This window comes from Pseudomonas sp. BP11-1-1, from assembly GCF_052112105.1.
Lineage (GTDB): Bacteria > Pseudomonadota > Gammaproteobacteria > Pseudomonadales > Pseudomonadaceae > Aquipseudomonas > Aquipseudomonas alvandae.
Window position 1 is genome coordinate 413,953 of sequence record NZ_JAUTYU010000003.1, and the last position, 15,320, is coordinate 429,272.

Sequence of the window (15,320 nt, forward strand, 5' to 3'; positions counted from 1 at the left end):
GATGAGTACGATGACGCAACAAGCTTTCCTGGAGATTGCGCAGCGGCTGGCATCCTTGCCCGCGGACAAGAAGAAGGTCTTTCGCCAGCGCCTGGCCGAGAAGGGCATCGACAGCTGGCGCCTGCCGATTGTCCCCGCCGTGCTCGACGACGGCGAGCACAGGCCGTTGGCGCAGGCGCAAAGGCGTTTCCTGTCGGCTGAAGCGCTGAGCAGTCGCGCGCTCTACAACCTGTGCTCGGTGCTGCGCTTCGATGGACGCCTGGACGGCGCGCGTTTGCAGCAGGCAATGCAGCAGGTGGTCGATCGCCACCAGATCCTGCGCACGCGCTACAGCCCTGATGCCAGCGGACAGTTGCAGCCCCATTGCGCGCCACAACAGGTGCAGCTGCCGGGCGTCGAGCGCTTGACCGTCGCCGCATCCGAACACGAGCAATGGTGCGCCGATGAATACGCCCGCCAACTCGCCGAACCCTTCGACCTGGCGCAGTCGATGCCTTGGCGCTGGCAAGCATTCAGCGACGCCCAGGAGCATTCCACCTGGCTGTTTTTCACCATTCACCACGTTGCCTATGACGCCTGGTCGGCCCAGCAACTCACCCTCGAATTGGCGGGGGCTTACCGGGCGCTCGCCTCGAACCAGGCTGTCGCGCTACCCGAGTTGGCCATCCAATACGCCGATTACGCCGCGTGGGAGCGTGAATGGCTGGACAGCGACAGTTGCCAACAGCACATCGATTTTTGGCGCGACCAACTGGCCGATGCACCGGCGCCAATGGCGTTGCCGCTGGACCGCCCGCGCCCCTTGACCACACAACGCCGCCACAGTGGCGCGGTCCTGGCCCGGGAACTCCCGCCGCACCTCACAACGGCGATCGAGGCGGCCGTCCGTAATCACGGGGTGACGCTGTACATCTACGGCCTGACAGCGTTCAGCTGCCTGCTGTCGCGCTACAGCGGCGAGACGGACCTGTGCCTGGGCACCTCGGCGGCGCAACGTGACCGTCCGGAACTCGCACCGTTGATCGGCCCATTGCTCAATACCCTGGTGATTCGCCAGCGCCTGCAAGACAACCCGGACTTCGGCAGTGCATTGGTGCGCACTCGCGACACCGTTGCGGCGGCGTTCGACCATCAGCAGTTGCCCTTCGAAAACATCCTCGAAAGCCTTGAGCGCCCGCGTTCGAACCCGCTGTTCCAGGTCATGTTCGTCCAGGTCGATCTGCCGGAAAGCCGCACCCTGGCCTTGCCCGGCGTGGCGGTCGAAGTGCTCGACCCGCCGCAACGCCACGCGCGTTTCGACCTGACGTTGCGCATGGTCCGTACCGCTGACGCACAGCTGCGCTGCGAACTGGAATACAGCGACGAATTGTTCGACGCGGCCACGGTCGAGCAAATGCTCGACGACTTGCTGGCGATTCTCCACGAGGGCTCGGCTCATCCGCAGCGGCGCCTGTCGGAGCTGCAACTGGTGTCCACGCCGAGCGAACTGCGCGGTCCTGCCCTGGAAGCGACTGCGTTGCCCTTGGACCAGCAAGTGCTGCACTGGGCCACGCACACGCCGAACGCGGTGGCGTTGTGCAGCGCGGAGCAGAGCATCGATTACGCCACGCTTGGCGCGGCCAGTCGTCAGATGGCCGCACGGCTGGCCGGGCAGGGTGTTGGGCCGGGGCAGGTGGTCGCGCTGTGCATGCCGCGCTGTGCCGAACAACTGCTGGCGACCCTGGGGTGCTGGCAGCGTGGTGCGACTTGCCTGTTTCTCGATCCGGCGCAACCGGCCCGGCGACTCGCGCAACTGCTGCAAGACAGCGGCGCGAGCCTGTGGCTGACATTGGCGCAAGCGCCCGAGACCGGCGTGGACCTCCCGCGCCTGGTGCTGAGCGCCGCCGACTGGTCTGTCAATGCGAACATCGGCCAGAACCAAAGCCTCAGCCAGCTGCAATTGCCTGCGTACCTGATCTACACCTCGGGCTCGACCGGCCAGCCGAAAGGCGTGCAGGTCACTCATGCCAACCTCGCGCATTATGCCAATGCCGTCGGCCAACGCTTGCAAGCCAAACCGCGCAGTCGTTGGGCGACCTTGGCAACCGTCGCCGCCGACCTTGGCTTGACCTCGGTTTTCGCCGCGCTCAACGCAGGGGACACGCTGGTCTTGCCACCGGCACCGTTGGCCTTCGATCCGCCCGGCTGGGCGGATTTTCTCGACCAGCATCCGGTGGACTGCCTGAAGATCGCCCCTTCGCATCTGCGTGGCTTGCTGGCACTGGACGACGCCCGTCGTGTCTTGCCCAAGGACCTGTTGATCCTCGGTGGCGAAGGTTTCGACCAGGCGCTGTTCGCCAAGGTGCGTGAACTGGCGCCGCAACTGCGCGTTTTCAACCACTATGGCCCGTCGGAAACCACGGTCGGTGTGGTCTGCGGAGAAATCTTCGACGCCGACGTGTTCGAAGCGGGGCAGTATCTGCCGTTGGGCCAGCCGCTGTCCGGCTGTGAATTGCGTATCGTCGATGGCCACGACCGGTCGGTGCCGCTCGGTGTCGCCGGTGAGCTGCTGATCGGTGGTCCCCAGGTTGCCCAAGGCTACCTCGGTCAGCCTGAATTGACGGCGCGTGCGTTCGGCTCCAATGCCCACGGCCAGCGTTTTTATCGCAGCGGTGACCGGGTTCGCCTGGATCGCCATGGGGGTCTGGTGTTCCTCGGGCGCCAGGACGACCAAGTGAAGATCCGCGGTTTCCGTGTCGAACCGGGCGAGATCAGTGCCTGGCTCAATGGCCAGCCTCAGGTTCGCGAAGGCGCGGTGCTGGCGTGTGAGATAAAAGGGCGGACGCAACTGGTGGCCTATCTCAGCCCTACGATGACCACCGAAACCTTGGCCACACTGCAAGCCGAAGCCAAGCGTCAACTGCCGGAGCACATGGTGCCGGCCCATTGGTTGGCACTGGACACGCTGCCATTGACGGCCAACGGCAAGTTGGATCGGCGTGCATTGCCTGATCCGGCCACCGATGAACCAGCCGCCGAAGCCGCCGAGCAACCGAGCGGCGCCACCGAACAGCGCCTGGCGCAACTGTGGTGCCAGGTCCTCGGGTGTGCGCAGGTCGGCCGCACGGACGATTTCTTCGCCCTCGGCGGGGACTCGATCCTCAGTCTGCAATTGATCGGCCTGGCGTCCCGGGAAGGCCTCAAGCTGCAACCGCGGGATGTCTTGCAGCATCCGACCCTGGCAGCCATGGCCCTGTGCATCGACTGCCGCGCCGAGCCGGCATTGCTTGCCGTGCTGACGGCTTTTCGCGAGATGCTCGGACAACCTGGCCTGGGGCCGGACGCCGATTTCTTTGCCATGGGCGGCGACTCGATTCTCAGCTTGCAGTTGATCGCGCGTTTGCGTCAGGCCGACCTGCGCCTGATGCCGCGGCAATTGCTGGAAAACCCGACCCCTCGGCAACTGGCCAAAGTGCTCGCGCCGGTCGTCGCGCCGGTCGTTGAAGCCGTTGAGTCGAACGGCGATGGGGAGCAACCGCAGCCGCTGTCCCATGCCCAGCAACGGGTGTGGTTCATGCAGCAGTTCGAGCCGGCTGAAACCGCCTACAACGTCACCCAGTTGCTGGCCTTGCGCGGCGAGCTGGATGTGCCTCGCCTGCAACGCGCCTGCCAGGCGCTGGTGGCCCGTCATGACGCGTTGCGCTGCCGTTTCTTCGAAGAACGAGGGCAAGTCTGGCAGCGCCTGGACGATATGGCCGCGCCGATCTTCAGCGTCCATGACATCGGCGCCCTGAGTGACTCGGAACAGCAAGCGAGCATTGCCAGCGCGGCCAAGCGCGTGTTCGACCTCACGCAGGGGCCGCTACTGGCCATCGATGTGTTTTGTATTGCACCCGCTGAGTACCGCCTGCTGTTCAACGTGCACCACATCGCCGTGGACGGCTGGTCCATGGGCTTGCTGGTCCAGGACCTGGCAGCGCTTTATCAAGAGAGGAGCCTGCCGGCGGCAAGCGCTTTGCTGCCGCTGATCAAGACGCAGCGGCAACGCTTGGAGGGCACGCATGGCAAGGACTTGTTGGCCTATTGGCAACAGCGCCTGGAAGGCCTGGGCAACGAGCCGCTGGAACTGCCCGAGCAACCCACCCGTCCCGCGGTGCAGGCGTACGCTGGCGCGCGAGACGAATATGTCCTGCCCGGCTCGCTGAGCATTGCGGTCGAAGCCCGGGCGAGGGCGCTTGGCGTCACGCCGTTCGTGCTGTATTTCGCGGCTTATCAGCTGCTGCTCTGGCGCCACGGCGGGCGCAATGATTTTGCCGTGGGCTTGCCGGTGGCGGGGCGTGAATCAGTCGAGAGCCAGGCGTTGGTCGGGCTGTTCGTCAACACCCTGGCCCACCGTGTGCAGATCGATGGCCGCCAGAGCCTGCAAGCGTTCGTCCAAGCCCTGAACAGCAAGCTGAGCGAGGACCTGGCCCATCAATCGCTGCCGTTCGAGCAGTTGTTGGACGTGCTGGATGTCGAGCGCAGCCTGGATCGCACACCGCTGTTCCAGACGATGTTCAACTATCAGGTCGATCATCAGGATTCCCGCAGCCTGGACCTGCCCGGCATCAGTGCCCAGGCGTTGGCGCTGCCGGGTGGCGTGGTGAGCGCGAAGTTCGACCTGACGTTCAACCTGTTCACCCAAGGGCGCGGTGCCGAGGCGAGCACCGGTTTGATCGTCGAATACGCGACGGCATTGTTGCGACCCGACATCACTCGGCGTCTGGTGGAGGATTACCAGGCGTTGCTCGCCAGCCTGGCGAGCCTGGATCTTGATGCGCGCTTGCTGGAGATCCCGCTGTGCTCGGTTGCGGCCTTGGCGACTGAAGGGCAGTCGTTGCCATTGCATGGCGAAGCGGATTGGGTGACGCGCTTCGAAGTGCAAGCCGCCGTGCATCCCGAGCGCATCGCCGTGTACTGCGCCGACCGTCAACTGAGCTACGCCGCGCTGGAGGCCCAAGCCAACCGCTTGGCCCATTGGTTGCTGGCCCAGGGCGTCGGGCGCGAATCGTTGGTTGCCTTCTGCCTGCCTCGGGATGAACGCTTGCTGGTGTGTATGTTGGGCATCCAGAAGGCCGGTGCCGCCTATTTGCCGCTTGATCGAGCCCATCCCCCGGCCCGCCAGGCGCAGGTGCTCAACCGGGCGCAGCCGCATTTGCTGCTTTGCGATTCGGCGACGGCCGATTGGCCTGCCGAGCTGCGCGTTTGCCCGTGGACGGACCTGCCGTTGGCGCAATTCGCCGCGCAGGCGCCGGGACTGCCGACGCACCTCGGGCAATTGGCCTACACCCTCTACACCTCGGGATCCACCGGACAGCCCAAGGGCGTGCAGATCAGTCGTGGCAACTTCGCCAACTTCCTGTTGGCCATGGAGCAGGCCTTGCCGTTGGACAATGTGCAGCGTTACCTGGCCTTGACCACCGTCACCTTCGACATTTGCGGCCTGGAGCTATGCCTGCCGCTGGTGCGTGGTGGCGCCGTGGTACTGGCGGACGAGGAACAGCGCCAGGATCCGCAGTTGCTGGCACGCTTGATCAAGGAACAATCGGTCGATCTGATCCAGGCCACGCCCGCCACCTGGGCGATGTTGTTGCAAGGTGATCGCCAGGTGCTGGAAGGGCGATTGGCCCTGGCCGGCGGCGAGGCGGTGTCGGCGGAACTGGCCAGCGAACTGAAGCAGCATGTCGCTCGATTGATCAACGTCTACGGCCCGACCGAGACCACGGTATGGTCGACCCAGACGCCCATCGACGCGCTGCAATTGCCAGTGGCGCCGATAGGCCGGCCGCTCCTCAACACCCGCTGCCATGTCCTCGATGAACACCTGTGCGAAGTGCCTCCAGGCTGCGTCGGTGAACTCTATATCGCCGGGGACGGCTTGGCCCGGGGTTACTCCGGGCAGCCGGGGCTGACCGCCGAGCGTTTCATTGCCGACCCGTTCGGTCACGGCGGTCGCTTGTACCGCACTGGCGATCTGGCGCGCTGGCAGCCTGACGGCCAGCTGTACTACCTGGGACGGACCGACGACCAGATCAAGTTGCGTGGCTATCGCATCGAGCTGGGGGAAATCGAGGCCGTCCTGCTCAGCCATCCCCAGTTGCTGCAAGCTGTCGTGGCGGTGCAAGGCGAGCACCTGGTCGCGTTTTGGGTCGCGGATCCGGACGCTGCACCTGATGAAGCGGCTGTACGCGAGTATTTGCAGGCGCGCTTGCCGGTCTACATGGTGCCGACGCACCTGCAAGCACTGGACCGACTGCCGCTCAACAGCAATGGCAAGGTCGATCGCAAACAACTGCCGCGCTTGCAATCGGTTGTCGGCAGCGTGCCAGCGACCGGGCGCGCACTGTCGGCCAGCGAGGCCTTGCTGGCGCAGATCTGGGCTTCGATATTGAACGTGCGGGATGTGCCAGCCGACGGGCATTTCTTCCGATTGGGCGGGCATTCGCTGATGGCCGCCCAGGTCCGTGGTCGCCTGCGCGAGCAGGGCTTCGAGGTGCCCTTGCGCTGGTTGTTCGAAACACCCGTGTTGGCGCAACTGGCCGAGCGAATCGAGGGCCTCGCCGCCGAGCAGGATCTGGCTTCCCTGACGATTCCGGCGGTTGACCAAGGCATCGAACAGCCACTGTCCTCGGCGCAACAACGGGTCTGGTTGATGCAACAACTGGATCTGGCCGACAGCAGCTTCAACATGAGCAGCAACGTCCGTTTGCGTGGGCAACTGGATGCCCAGGCTTTGGAGCGTTCGTTGCAGCGGTTGGTGAATCGCCATGCCATCCTGCGCACCACCTATCACTCCCGTGGCGGCGAGTTGCGCCAGCGCATCCACCCGCAGTCGACGGTGGTCCTGGAAGCCGTTGCGTCGACTGAAGACCAGTGGACAGTCGACGCCCGGGACATGGCGTTGCGACCATTCGACCTCGGCAACGACGCGCCGCTGCGGGTGGTCCTGTATCGCCTTGGCGAAGAGGATCATGTGTTGCAGATGGTCATGCACCACATCGCCTCCGACGGTTGGTCCGGCGCGGTGCTGGTCGATGAGCTGATCGAAGGTTACGAGGCCTACAGCTCCGGCGTGCTGCCGGCCCAGCAAGCATTGCCGATCCAGTACGTCGACTACGCCGTTTGGCAAGGTTCGGCTGCGGTCCAGTTGCGTCAGCGCGAAGGCCTGGATTTCTGGCGACGGACCCTGGCGGGCATCCCCGCGCAGGTGCCACTGCCGTTCGATTTTCCACGTCCGGAGCGTGACAGCGGCGCCGGGGCGGCGGTGGATTTCCAATTGTCGCCCGCCACGGTGGGCCGCTTGAAAACCTTCGCCCAGGACAGCGGCACTTCGCCGTTCATGGTCCTGCTGACGTGCTACGCCGCTGTGCTGCAACGCGAGACGCAGGGCCGCGACCTGGTGATCGGAACGGACGTGGCGAACCGTGACCATCCGGCCACCGAATCGCTGATCGGCTTCTTCGTCAACCTGCTGGCCTTGCGTATCCGTGTGCAACCGGAATTGAGCTTCCGTGAGCAAGCCTTGCAAGTCCGCGAGCTGTGCCTGCAAGCGTTCGCCTGGCAGGACACGCCGTTCGAACGGGTCGTCGAATGCCTGGAGCTGCCGCGCGTGGCCAATGTGCACCCGCTCTTGCAGACCCTGTTCGTGCTCGACAACACGCCGCGCCAGCAGCGCCAACTGGGCAATCTGCAGGTCGAGCCGCTGACGGGCGAGCAACACCATTCCAAGTTCGACATGGCGCTGTTCGCCAGCGAAGACGCTGATGCGATCAGCCTGCGCTGGGTGTACCGCACCAGCCTGTTCCGCCCGGCCACCGTCGAACGCTTGCGCGGCGCTTTCGAGTCGCTGCTGGAACTGGCCCTTGGCGCGCCGGACACCCCCATCGATACCATGATTGCGACTGTAAAAGGAGCTGCTGCCATGTCCACGGACAATCCGCTGCAACGCAAAATGAGCAAATTGGGCAAGATGCGCCAGAGCGGATCGGCGGCGACCCGGGAGCCCATCGAAGCCCGACCTCTGCGAGAGGACTCGAAGTTTCCGTTGCTGGTTTCCCTGCGCGACCGCGAGCTGGCCCCGGCCATCTGGGCCGAAGCCAACCGCGACAAGGTCGAGAACTGGTTGCGTGAGCATGGCGGCATCCTGTTCCGTGGCTTCGACCTGCCGACCCCGGCGGACTTCGAGGCGTTCTGCCAGGCGCTGTGTCCGCAGTTGTACGGACAGTACGGTGACTTGCCGAAGAAAGAGGGCGGCAAGAACATCTACAAGTCGACGCCATACCCCAAGGATCGGATGATCCTGTTCCATAACGAGAGTGCGCACCAACACCGCTGGCCACGTCGGCAGTGGTTCTACTGCGAGACGCCGGCGACGTCCGGTGGCGCGACGCCGATCGTCGACAGCCGCCAGGTCTATCGTGACCTGCCGGCCTGGCTGCAGGCCAACCTGCGCCGCAAGCAACTGATGTATGTACGCAATTTCAGCACCAGCCTGGACGTCAGTTGGCAGCACTTCTTCCAGACCGAAGATCGGGCCGAGGTCGAGCGGATCTGCCGTGAGAGCAACATAGAGTTCCAATGGCGCGGCGCCAACGACCTGCACACCCGCCAGGTGTGCCCGGCGGTGATCTTGCACCCGTTGACGGGCGAAGAGAGCTTCTTCAACCAGATCCAGTTGTACCATCCGGCATTTCTCGATGCGGATATCCGCGAACAGTTCCTGCGCGACGGCGAGTCCGCCATGCCGAGGCAAGTGTTCTACGGTGACGGCTCGGAGCTCGAACCGGCGGCGATCGACGCCATCAATGCCGCCTACGACCGTTGCGCGGTGCGCTTCGACTGGCAACAGGGCGACGTGGTGATGCTCGATAACATGCTGGCGGCGCACGCCCGGGATCCGTTCGAGGGCGAGCGCAAAATCGTCGTGGCGATGGGTGAAATCTATGCCCGCCACCAAGTCATGGCCGCCCCGGCGCAGATCGAAGAAACACTTGAAGAGTTGACCCCATGATGGACCTTGGACTCACGCTTTCACCCCAGCAGAAACAACTGGCCCAGGCCAATCCGCACGCCTGGCGCTGGGTGCGCATGTCATTGACAGGCGTTGCCGAAGGCACCGTCGAGCAATGCTTGCGCGACAGCCTGGCGCAGCACCAGGCGCTGTGCCTGCGCTACGAGCGTCCGCTGGGCGCCACCGGGTTGCGCCAACGTGTGATCGAGCCCCAGGCATTGCGCCTGGACTGGCGCCAGGGGCGCACGGTCGACGGCCACGATGGGCAAAAATGGTTGGACGAGGCCCAGCGTCGTTGCCAGGCCGAACAGCCCGACATGCTCGCCTGGCTGCTCGATGATCAGCTGTTGCTGGCGGTCCCGGTGTACTCGCTGGACGCGCGCAGCCTGGTCCAGTTGCGCGAGCACTTGCTCGGTCGCGCCGCGTTGCTCGATGACGAACCTATGCAGTACGCGGACTACGTCGAGTGGATCAATGGCCTGCAACTGGATGAAGACGCCGAGCAGGGCGCGCAGTTCTGGCGCAACCTGGCCTTGCAGGACATCCCGGGCATGCGCCTCGTCGAGCGCTACGGTATTGCCAGCGGACGTCACGCGGTGGTCCGCCAGCCACTGGCGCCGACTCTTGCGCCGCTGCTTACGGCATTGGCCGATCGTGAAGGCGTGGCCATCGAACAGCTGGTGCTAGCCGCTTGGGGATCGCTGCTAGGCAGGCTCAACGGCCAACGCCAAGGCCAACTCGGTGTGCAGCACGACCCCCGTGACAACTACGAGGAATTGACCGGCGCGCTTGGGGTGTTCGAACAGACGTTGCCGATGGTGGTGCAACTGTCCGAGCACAGCACCCTGGTGAACCTGGCCCGGCAACTGGCCCGGCAATTGGAGAGTGCCGTCGACTGGCAGGAATACGTCGGCCAGGCGCAGTTGTTGCCGGAGTGGCGGGCCAGTTTCCAGGCCGGGTTGCAGGTAGTGCACGTGCCGCAACTGGGCGCGTTGCAGTGGCTGTCGTTCGACACGCCGGTCGAGCTGCAACTGCAATTGAGCCTTGACGCCCAGGGCAATGGCGAGCTGGCGCTGGCCTATGATTGCGGGGTGTATCGCGACGAGCAAATGCAGGCGTTGCTCAAGCGTCTCGAACATTGGCTCGGCCAATTGGTGCAATCACCCAATGGACTTGTCGACGGCTTCGATGCGCGTCTGCCCGAGGAGTCCCTGGCGTCGTCGACGCGTCCTGACTTCGGAGCGGACCTGGACATCGTCGCGGCCCTGCGCCGGCACGCCCAGTCACACCCCAATCGGCCGGCGCTGCGTTATGCCGACCAGTTGTTTTCCTACGCTGAACTCGATGCCCTGAGTGACCGCGTCGCCGGCAGCCTGGATCAGGCGGGCGTGGGCCGTGAAGCGGTGGTGGGGCTGTATCTGCCACGCGGCGCGCAAATGCTGGTGGCGATGCTCGCCTGTTTCAAGGTCGGCGCCGCCTATCTGCCGCTGGATCCCCAGCAGCCGCCGCTGCGCCTGGCCGGGATACTCGAAGATGCTCAACCGGCATTGCTGCTGCACTTGGAGGGCCTGGCGCCGGAAACGTCGGCGCGCACGCTGTGCTGGTCCCAGGCGAGCAACGGGCCGCTGTTCGATACGCCGCACTCCGGCACTGCGCAAGACCTGGCCTACGTGCTCTACACCTCGGGTACCAGCGGCAAGCCCAAAGGGGTGCAGATCGAACAAGGGCAATTGCGTCATTACGTCACCCAAGTGACCGGTGCGCTGCAACTGCCCGAGGGCGGGCATTACGGGCTGGTGTCCTCGCTGCTCGCGGACCTGGGCAACACCGTGTTGTTCCCGGCGTGGCTGCAGGGCGGCTGCGTGCACGTGCTGGCGCAATCGACCGTGACCGACGCCCAGGCCTTTGCCGAAGAGCTTCGGCGTTATCCCCTCGACGTGCTGAAAATCGTCCCGTCGCACCTCGCAGCCTTGATGGGCGAGCAGGCCGCCGACGTCCTTCCGCGCCAAGTGCTGGTGCTGGGCGGAGAACCGATCGGCGAGGCGTTGCTGACACGTTTGGCCCAAGCCGGACCGACTTGCCGGCTGTATAACCACTACGGTCCGACCGAGACCACCGTCGGCGTGCTGTGGCGGGCCATTGATCTGGCGCAGGGCGTGGATGGCTGCGCCTTGAGCGAGGTGCTGGGGGACAACCGCGTTCATTTGCTCGACGAGCAGCAACGGCCAGTGCCATCCGGCCAGGCCGGCGAGTTGTGCATCAGTGGCGCCAGTGTCGGCAGGGGTTACGTCGGCAGTGTCGGTGGCGCTGCCTTCGGTGTCGATCCCGCCAGCGGTCAACGCCTGTACCGCACCGGTGACTTGGCCTTGCGCCAGGCCGACGGAGCCCTGCGCATTCTGGGTCGCAACGACCAGCAAGTGAAAATCCGCGGGTTTCGCCTTGAACTGGCGGAGGTCGAGCAAGCGATGCTGGCCCAGCCGGGCGTATCGCAGGCGGCTGTGCTGTTGGATGGCGAAGGCGATCACGCTCGGTTGCTGGCCTTCGTGGTCACGGACGATGTTCAGTTCCAGGGGACGGACCCGTTGCGCGCCAGCCTGGCTCGCCAACTGCCGGACTACATGCTGCCCAGCGGTATCTTTGCGCTGAAGGCCTTGCCGCTGAACAGCAACGGCAAGCTCGATCGCAAGCACCTGCTCGAACGCGCCCGGCAGCGCCTGCAGAACACCCGCGTGGCGCCGGTGGGCGAACTGGAAACCGCCGTGCTCGCGATCTGGTGCGACGTGCTGGGTGTCGATGACCTGGGCGTCACCGACAATTTCTTCACCGTCGGCGGGCATTCGTTGGCGGCGATCAAAGTGGTGTCGCTGATCCGCGAACGGCTGGGCCTCAGCCTGCCGACCAACCTCTTGTTCGAACGGCACACAGTGCGTGATCTCGTGCAGGGCCTGGGCGAGAAGAGCAGCGGTCCATGGAAAAACCTGGGCGATGCCGACCCGCAGGCACCGGCCTTGCTGGTGGTGCATGGCGCGCAAGGGCACTTGCAGGCGTATCAGCCGCTGGTGGACAACCTGCGCGGCGAAGTTTCAGTCTTTGGTCTTGCCGCCCTGGAAAATGGCTGGGCCGACGACGATATGGACGCGCTGTTGCGGCAATACGTGGCGAGTATCCCGGTCCAGCTCAAGGAGCGTCCGCTGGTGCTGTTGGGCTGGAGCCTGGCGGCGCGCCTTGCCTTGTTGCTGGTGCCGCATCTGCAAGCCAGCGGCTTCAGCGTCGAAGGCCTGGTGGTGCTCGATCATGATGCTCAGCGCAGCCTGGCCGGCGAGGGCGACGAAGCCGGTCAGTTGATTGCCGATTTCGCGTTTTATTGCCGCAGCCACGGCCAGCCGATCGGAGAATCGCTACGGGAGCGATTGACTGGCCTGTTGGCCGGCCTTGACTATGCCGAGGGTGTCGCTCGGTTGTTGGACGATGAGCAGGTGCGCGGGCATCTGCAATGGGCAGCGGCGGATGCTGGGCTGCTGGCGCTGATGACGCAATATCGCGCGATCAAGACCCGTTTGTATGAGCAGGCCTTGCCCATCGTCGACGTGCCGGTCTGGCTATGGCGCGGCAATGCCCACGGCGACTTGCGCTCGCAGTGGCAAGCCCTCGCACGACAACCCGTCAGCCAGTGGACGCTGGATGTGGGGCATCATGAGATGCTCGGCGATCCGCGACTGGCGGAAAACCTGCTGCCTTTACTGTTGCAAACCTCTGCCAAGGTGGTGTCGGTCCCATGATGTTATTGAAAGAACTGCTGCATGACGCGCGGTGGCGCATTTTCCTCGCGGTGCTGAGCAGTGCCTTGAGCGCGGCCACCAGTATCGGCCTGATCGGCTACATCAACCGTTGCCTGGAACAAGGGCTGGATAATCTCGGCCAGGGCTTGCTGCTGTTCGGTGGCTTGTTGGTGTTGTTGTTCATCAGCGGGGTCACCTCGCAATGGTTGCTGGTGCAGATCGGCCATCGGCTGGTGTACCAGCTGCGCCTGCGGCTGGTGGGCAAGGTGCTGGGCACTGCGCTGGAACGCATCGAGCGGTTGGGCAGCCCACGCATCTACAACGCCTTGACCAAGGACGTGACCACCGTCGCCACGGCCTTCAAGCAACTGCCGATTTCCTTGTACAACGGCTTGCTGTTGTTGGCGGGGCTGGCGTACATGGCCTGGTTGAGCCTGCCGTTTTTCGCCTTGACGCTAGCGGTGATCGCCGCCGGCGTCGGCCTTGACGTGCTGCTCGGACGTAAGGTCAAGACCTTGATGCAGGCCGTCCGGCAACAGGACGACCAACTCACCGAGCAGTTCGAAGCCGCGATCCAGGGGCGTTGCGAACTGGGCCTGAGCCGGGAGCGCCGGCACCTGCTTTATCAACGCAAGCTCGAACCCATCGCCCGGGCCTCGCTGGACGCATCGGTACGCGCCGACACCTTGTGGGCGATTAACCTGAACTGGACGACGTTGCTGGTCTTCGTGCTGATCGGCACGCTGTTTTTCCTCGGCCAGGGGCTGGGGTTGCTGAGCCAGCAGGTGGTGGTCGGCTACGTCCTGGCGATCATGTTCCTGCGCACGCCGATCTCGATGATCCTCGACGCCATTCCCGCGGTCATTCGCGGCCATGTTGCGTTGCAGGCCATCGACGCCCTGGCGCTGGGCGAGACGGTGGAGTTCAAGACGCCAGCGCAGGCGGCGCAGCCGTTTCGCGAGCTGCGCCTGTCGGACGTGCATTACCGTTACGCCGGCAAGAACGAGGAGTTTGCTTTTGAGTTGGGGCCGATCGACCTGACGATCCGGCGCGGCGAGTTGATTTTCATCGTCGGTGGCAACGGCAGCGGCAAATCGACCCTGGCCAAGCTGTTGACCGGGCTCTATGTGCCCGCTGCTGGCGAGGTATCACTCAATGGCGTGGTGCTTGATGCCAGCACCAGCGAATGGCACCGCGAGCACTTCGCCGCGATCTTCGCCGACTTCTATCTGTTCGCCGATGTGCTGGGTGAGGCGGGCGACCATGAAGGACTGGAGGCTCGGGTGGATCATTATCTCGACCGCCTGGGGCTGGCCCACAAGGTCGAATTCGCCGCCGGACGCCTGTCCACCACCGCGTTGTCCCAAGGCCAGCGCAAACGCCTGGCGTTGCTGCTGCTGATGATGGAAGGCCGTGAAGTGTTCCTGCTGGACGAATGGGCGGCCGACCAGGATCCGGTGTTCCGCCATGTGTTCTACAACGAGTTGCTGCCCGAACTGAAGGCGGCCGGCAAGACAGTGATCGCGATTACCCATGACGACCGTTATTTCGACGTCGCGGACCGGATCTATCGTCTCGACTACGGTCACCTCGTTGATTACGACCGAGCGACGGAGAGCCCCTTTCAGTTGGCGAAATGATCGGCGCGCTCAGGCGTCCTGATCCTGCCGTTTGCATTCATCGAGGGGACAACTGCTGCAATAGCCGACGCCGGGAAGGCGGTAGCGAATGCAGCAGATCCGCCGCAGGCGCTGGGGCTCGTCTTCGCCGACGTCGTGATAGCGCACGGGGGCGAACAGCGGGTTGCGCCGGCCATCGGGACGCAGGCGGGCGCTGAGGATTTCCCGGGCGGGCAGGGTGCTGTCGGAGTTGGCCAGGGGGTGCAGGTCGATCCGCGTGGTGACGAACTCGAAGGTGTTGCCGGCGTTGCTCCAGAACAAGCGGGGCGATGCGCGGCTGACGCTCGCCAGCGTTTCGATGACCGGTTCCAGGTGCTGCTCGATCAGCGTATGGAACCGTTCGAAGGCCATGCATTCCAGCAGGGGTTGCCCGGCATCGCGCAGGTGCAAGGCCTGTGGCCTGGCGTCGTCGCCAAGTTTCAGCCCGACGTCGTTCAGGGCGAGCGGCAGCTCCCGTTGCAGCAGCAGATTGGCCGCCATCACCGGCGCGAGGAAGGTGCTGAAATACCACTTGGACCACAGCGACACCAGGGCCAGGCGCTCATCGGTCTTGTAGCGCGCCAGCAGTTCGTCGACGAACGCGCTGAACGTCTCGGGCTGGAAGAACAGGTCCGCCGACAGGTCGGTTTGCGGATGGCTGCGCAATTGCAGCTTCTCTTCGAAGGCTGCGAGCGGCCCGGTGAACAGCGGAGCAAGGCTGGGAATCATTGACTCATCCGTGACCGCGAATTGAGAGGGGTTATCGTTCAGAGGGGGCGAAGTATAAACAGCACACCAGCGTCTTGCGACTGTTCGCCGACCTTGAAATAGGCGAGCCATGTAAGTTTTTTAAAA

4 protein-coding genes are annotated in these 15,320 nt (G+C 64.4%); 3 read left to right on the forward strand and 1 reads right to left on the reverse strand.

The genetic code is table 11. The features are described from left to right. Positions 1-10 precede the first annotated feature (10 nt). From Q7C33_RS08535 to Q7C33_RS08545, 3 genes are read left to right on the forward strand one after another with little or no spacing between them, the layout of a single operon-like run. Positions 11-9,028, forward strand: coding sequence for a non-ribosomal peptide synthetase (locus tag Q7C33_RS08535; RefSeq protein WP_407683200.1), 9,018 nt, complete (start codon positions 11-13; stop codon positions 9,026-9,028). Beyond that, on the forward strand, positions 9,025-12,807 hold the full coding sequence (locus tag Q7C33_RS08540) for a non-ribosomal peptide synthetase (protein WP_407683201.1): 3,783 nt from the start codon (positions 9,025-9,027) through the stop codon (positions 12,805-12,807). The genes Q7C33_RS08535 and Q7C33_RS08540 overlap by 4 nt, the downstream gene beginning before the upstream one ends. Further along, positions 12,804-14,447, forward strand: coding sequence for a cyclic peptide export ABC transporter (locus tag Q7C33_RS08545; protein WP_407683202.1), 1,644 nt, complete (start codon positions 12,804-12,806; stop codon positions 14,445-14,447). The genes Q7C33_RS08540 and Q7C33_RS08545 overlap by 4 nt, the downstream gene beginning before the upstream one ends. Positions 14,448-14,456: 9 nt before the next feature. On the opposite strand, the gene fhuF is transcribed toward Q7C33_RS08545, so the two are convergent. Further along, complete coding sequence (fhuF, locus tag Q7C33_RS08550; RefSeq protein ID WP_407683203.1) at positions 14,457-15,194, reverse strand: siderophore-iron reductase FhuF; 738 nt, start codon at positions 15,192-15,194, stop codon at positions 14,457-14,459. Positions 15,195-15,320 lie beyond the last annotated feature (126 nt).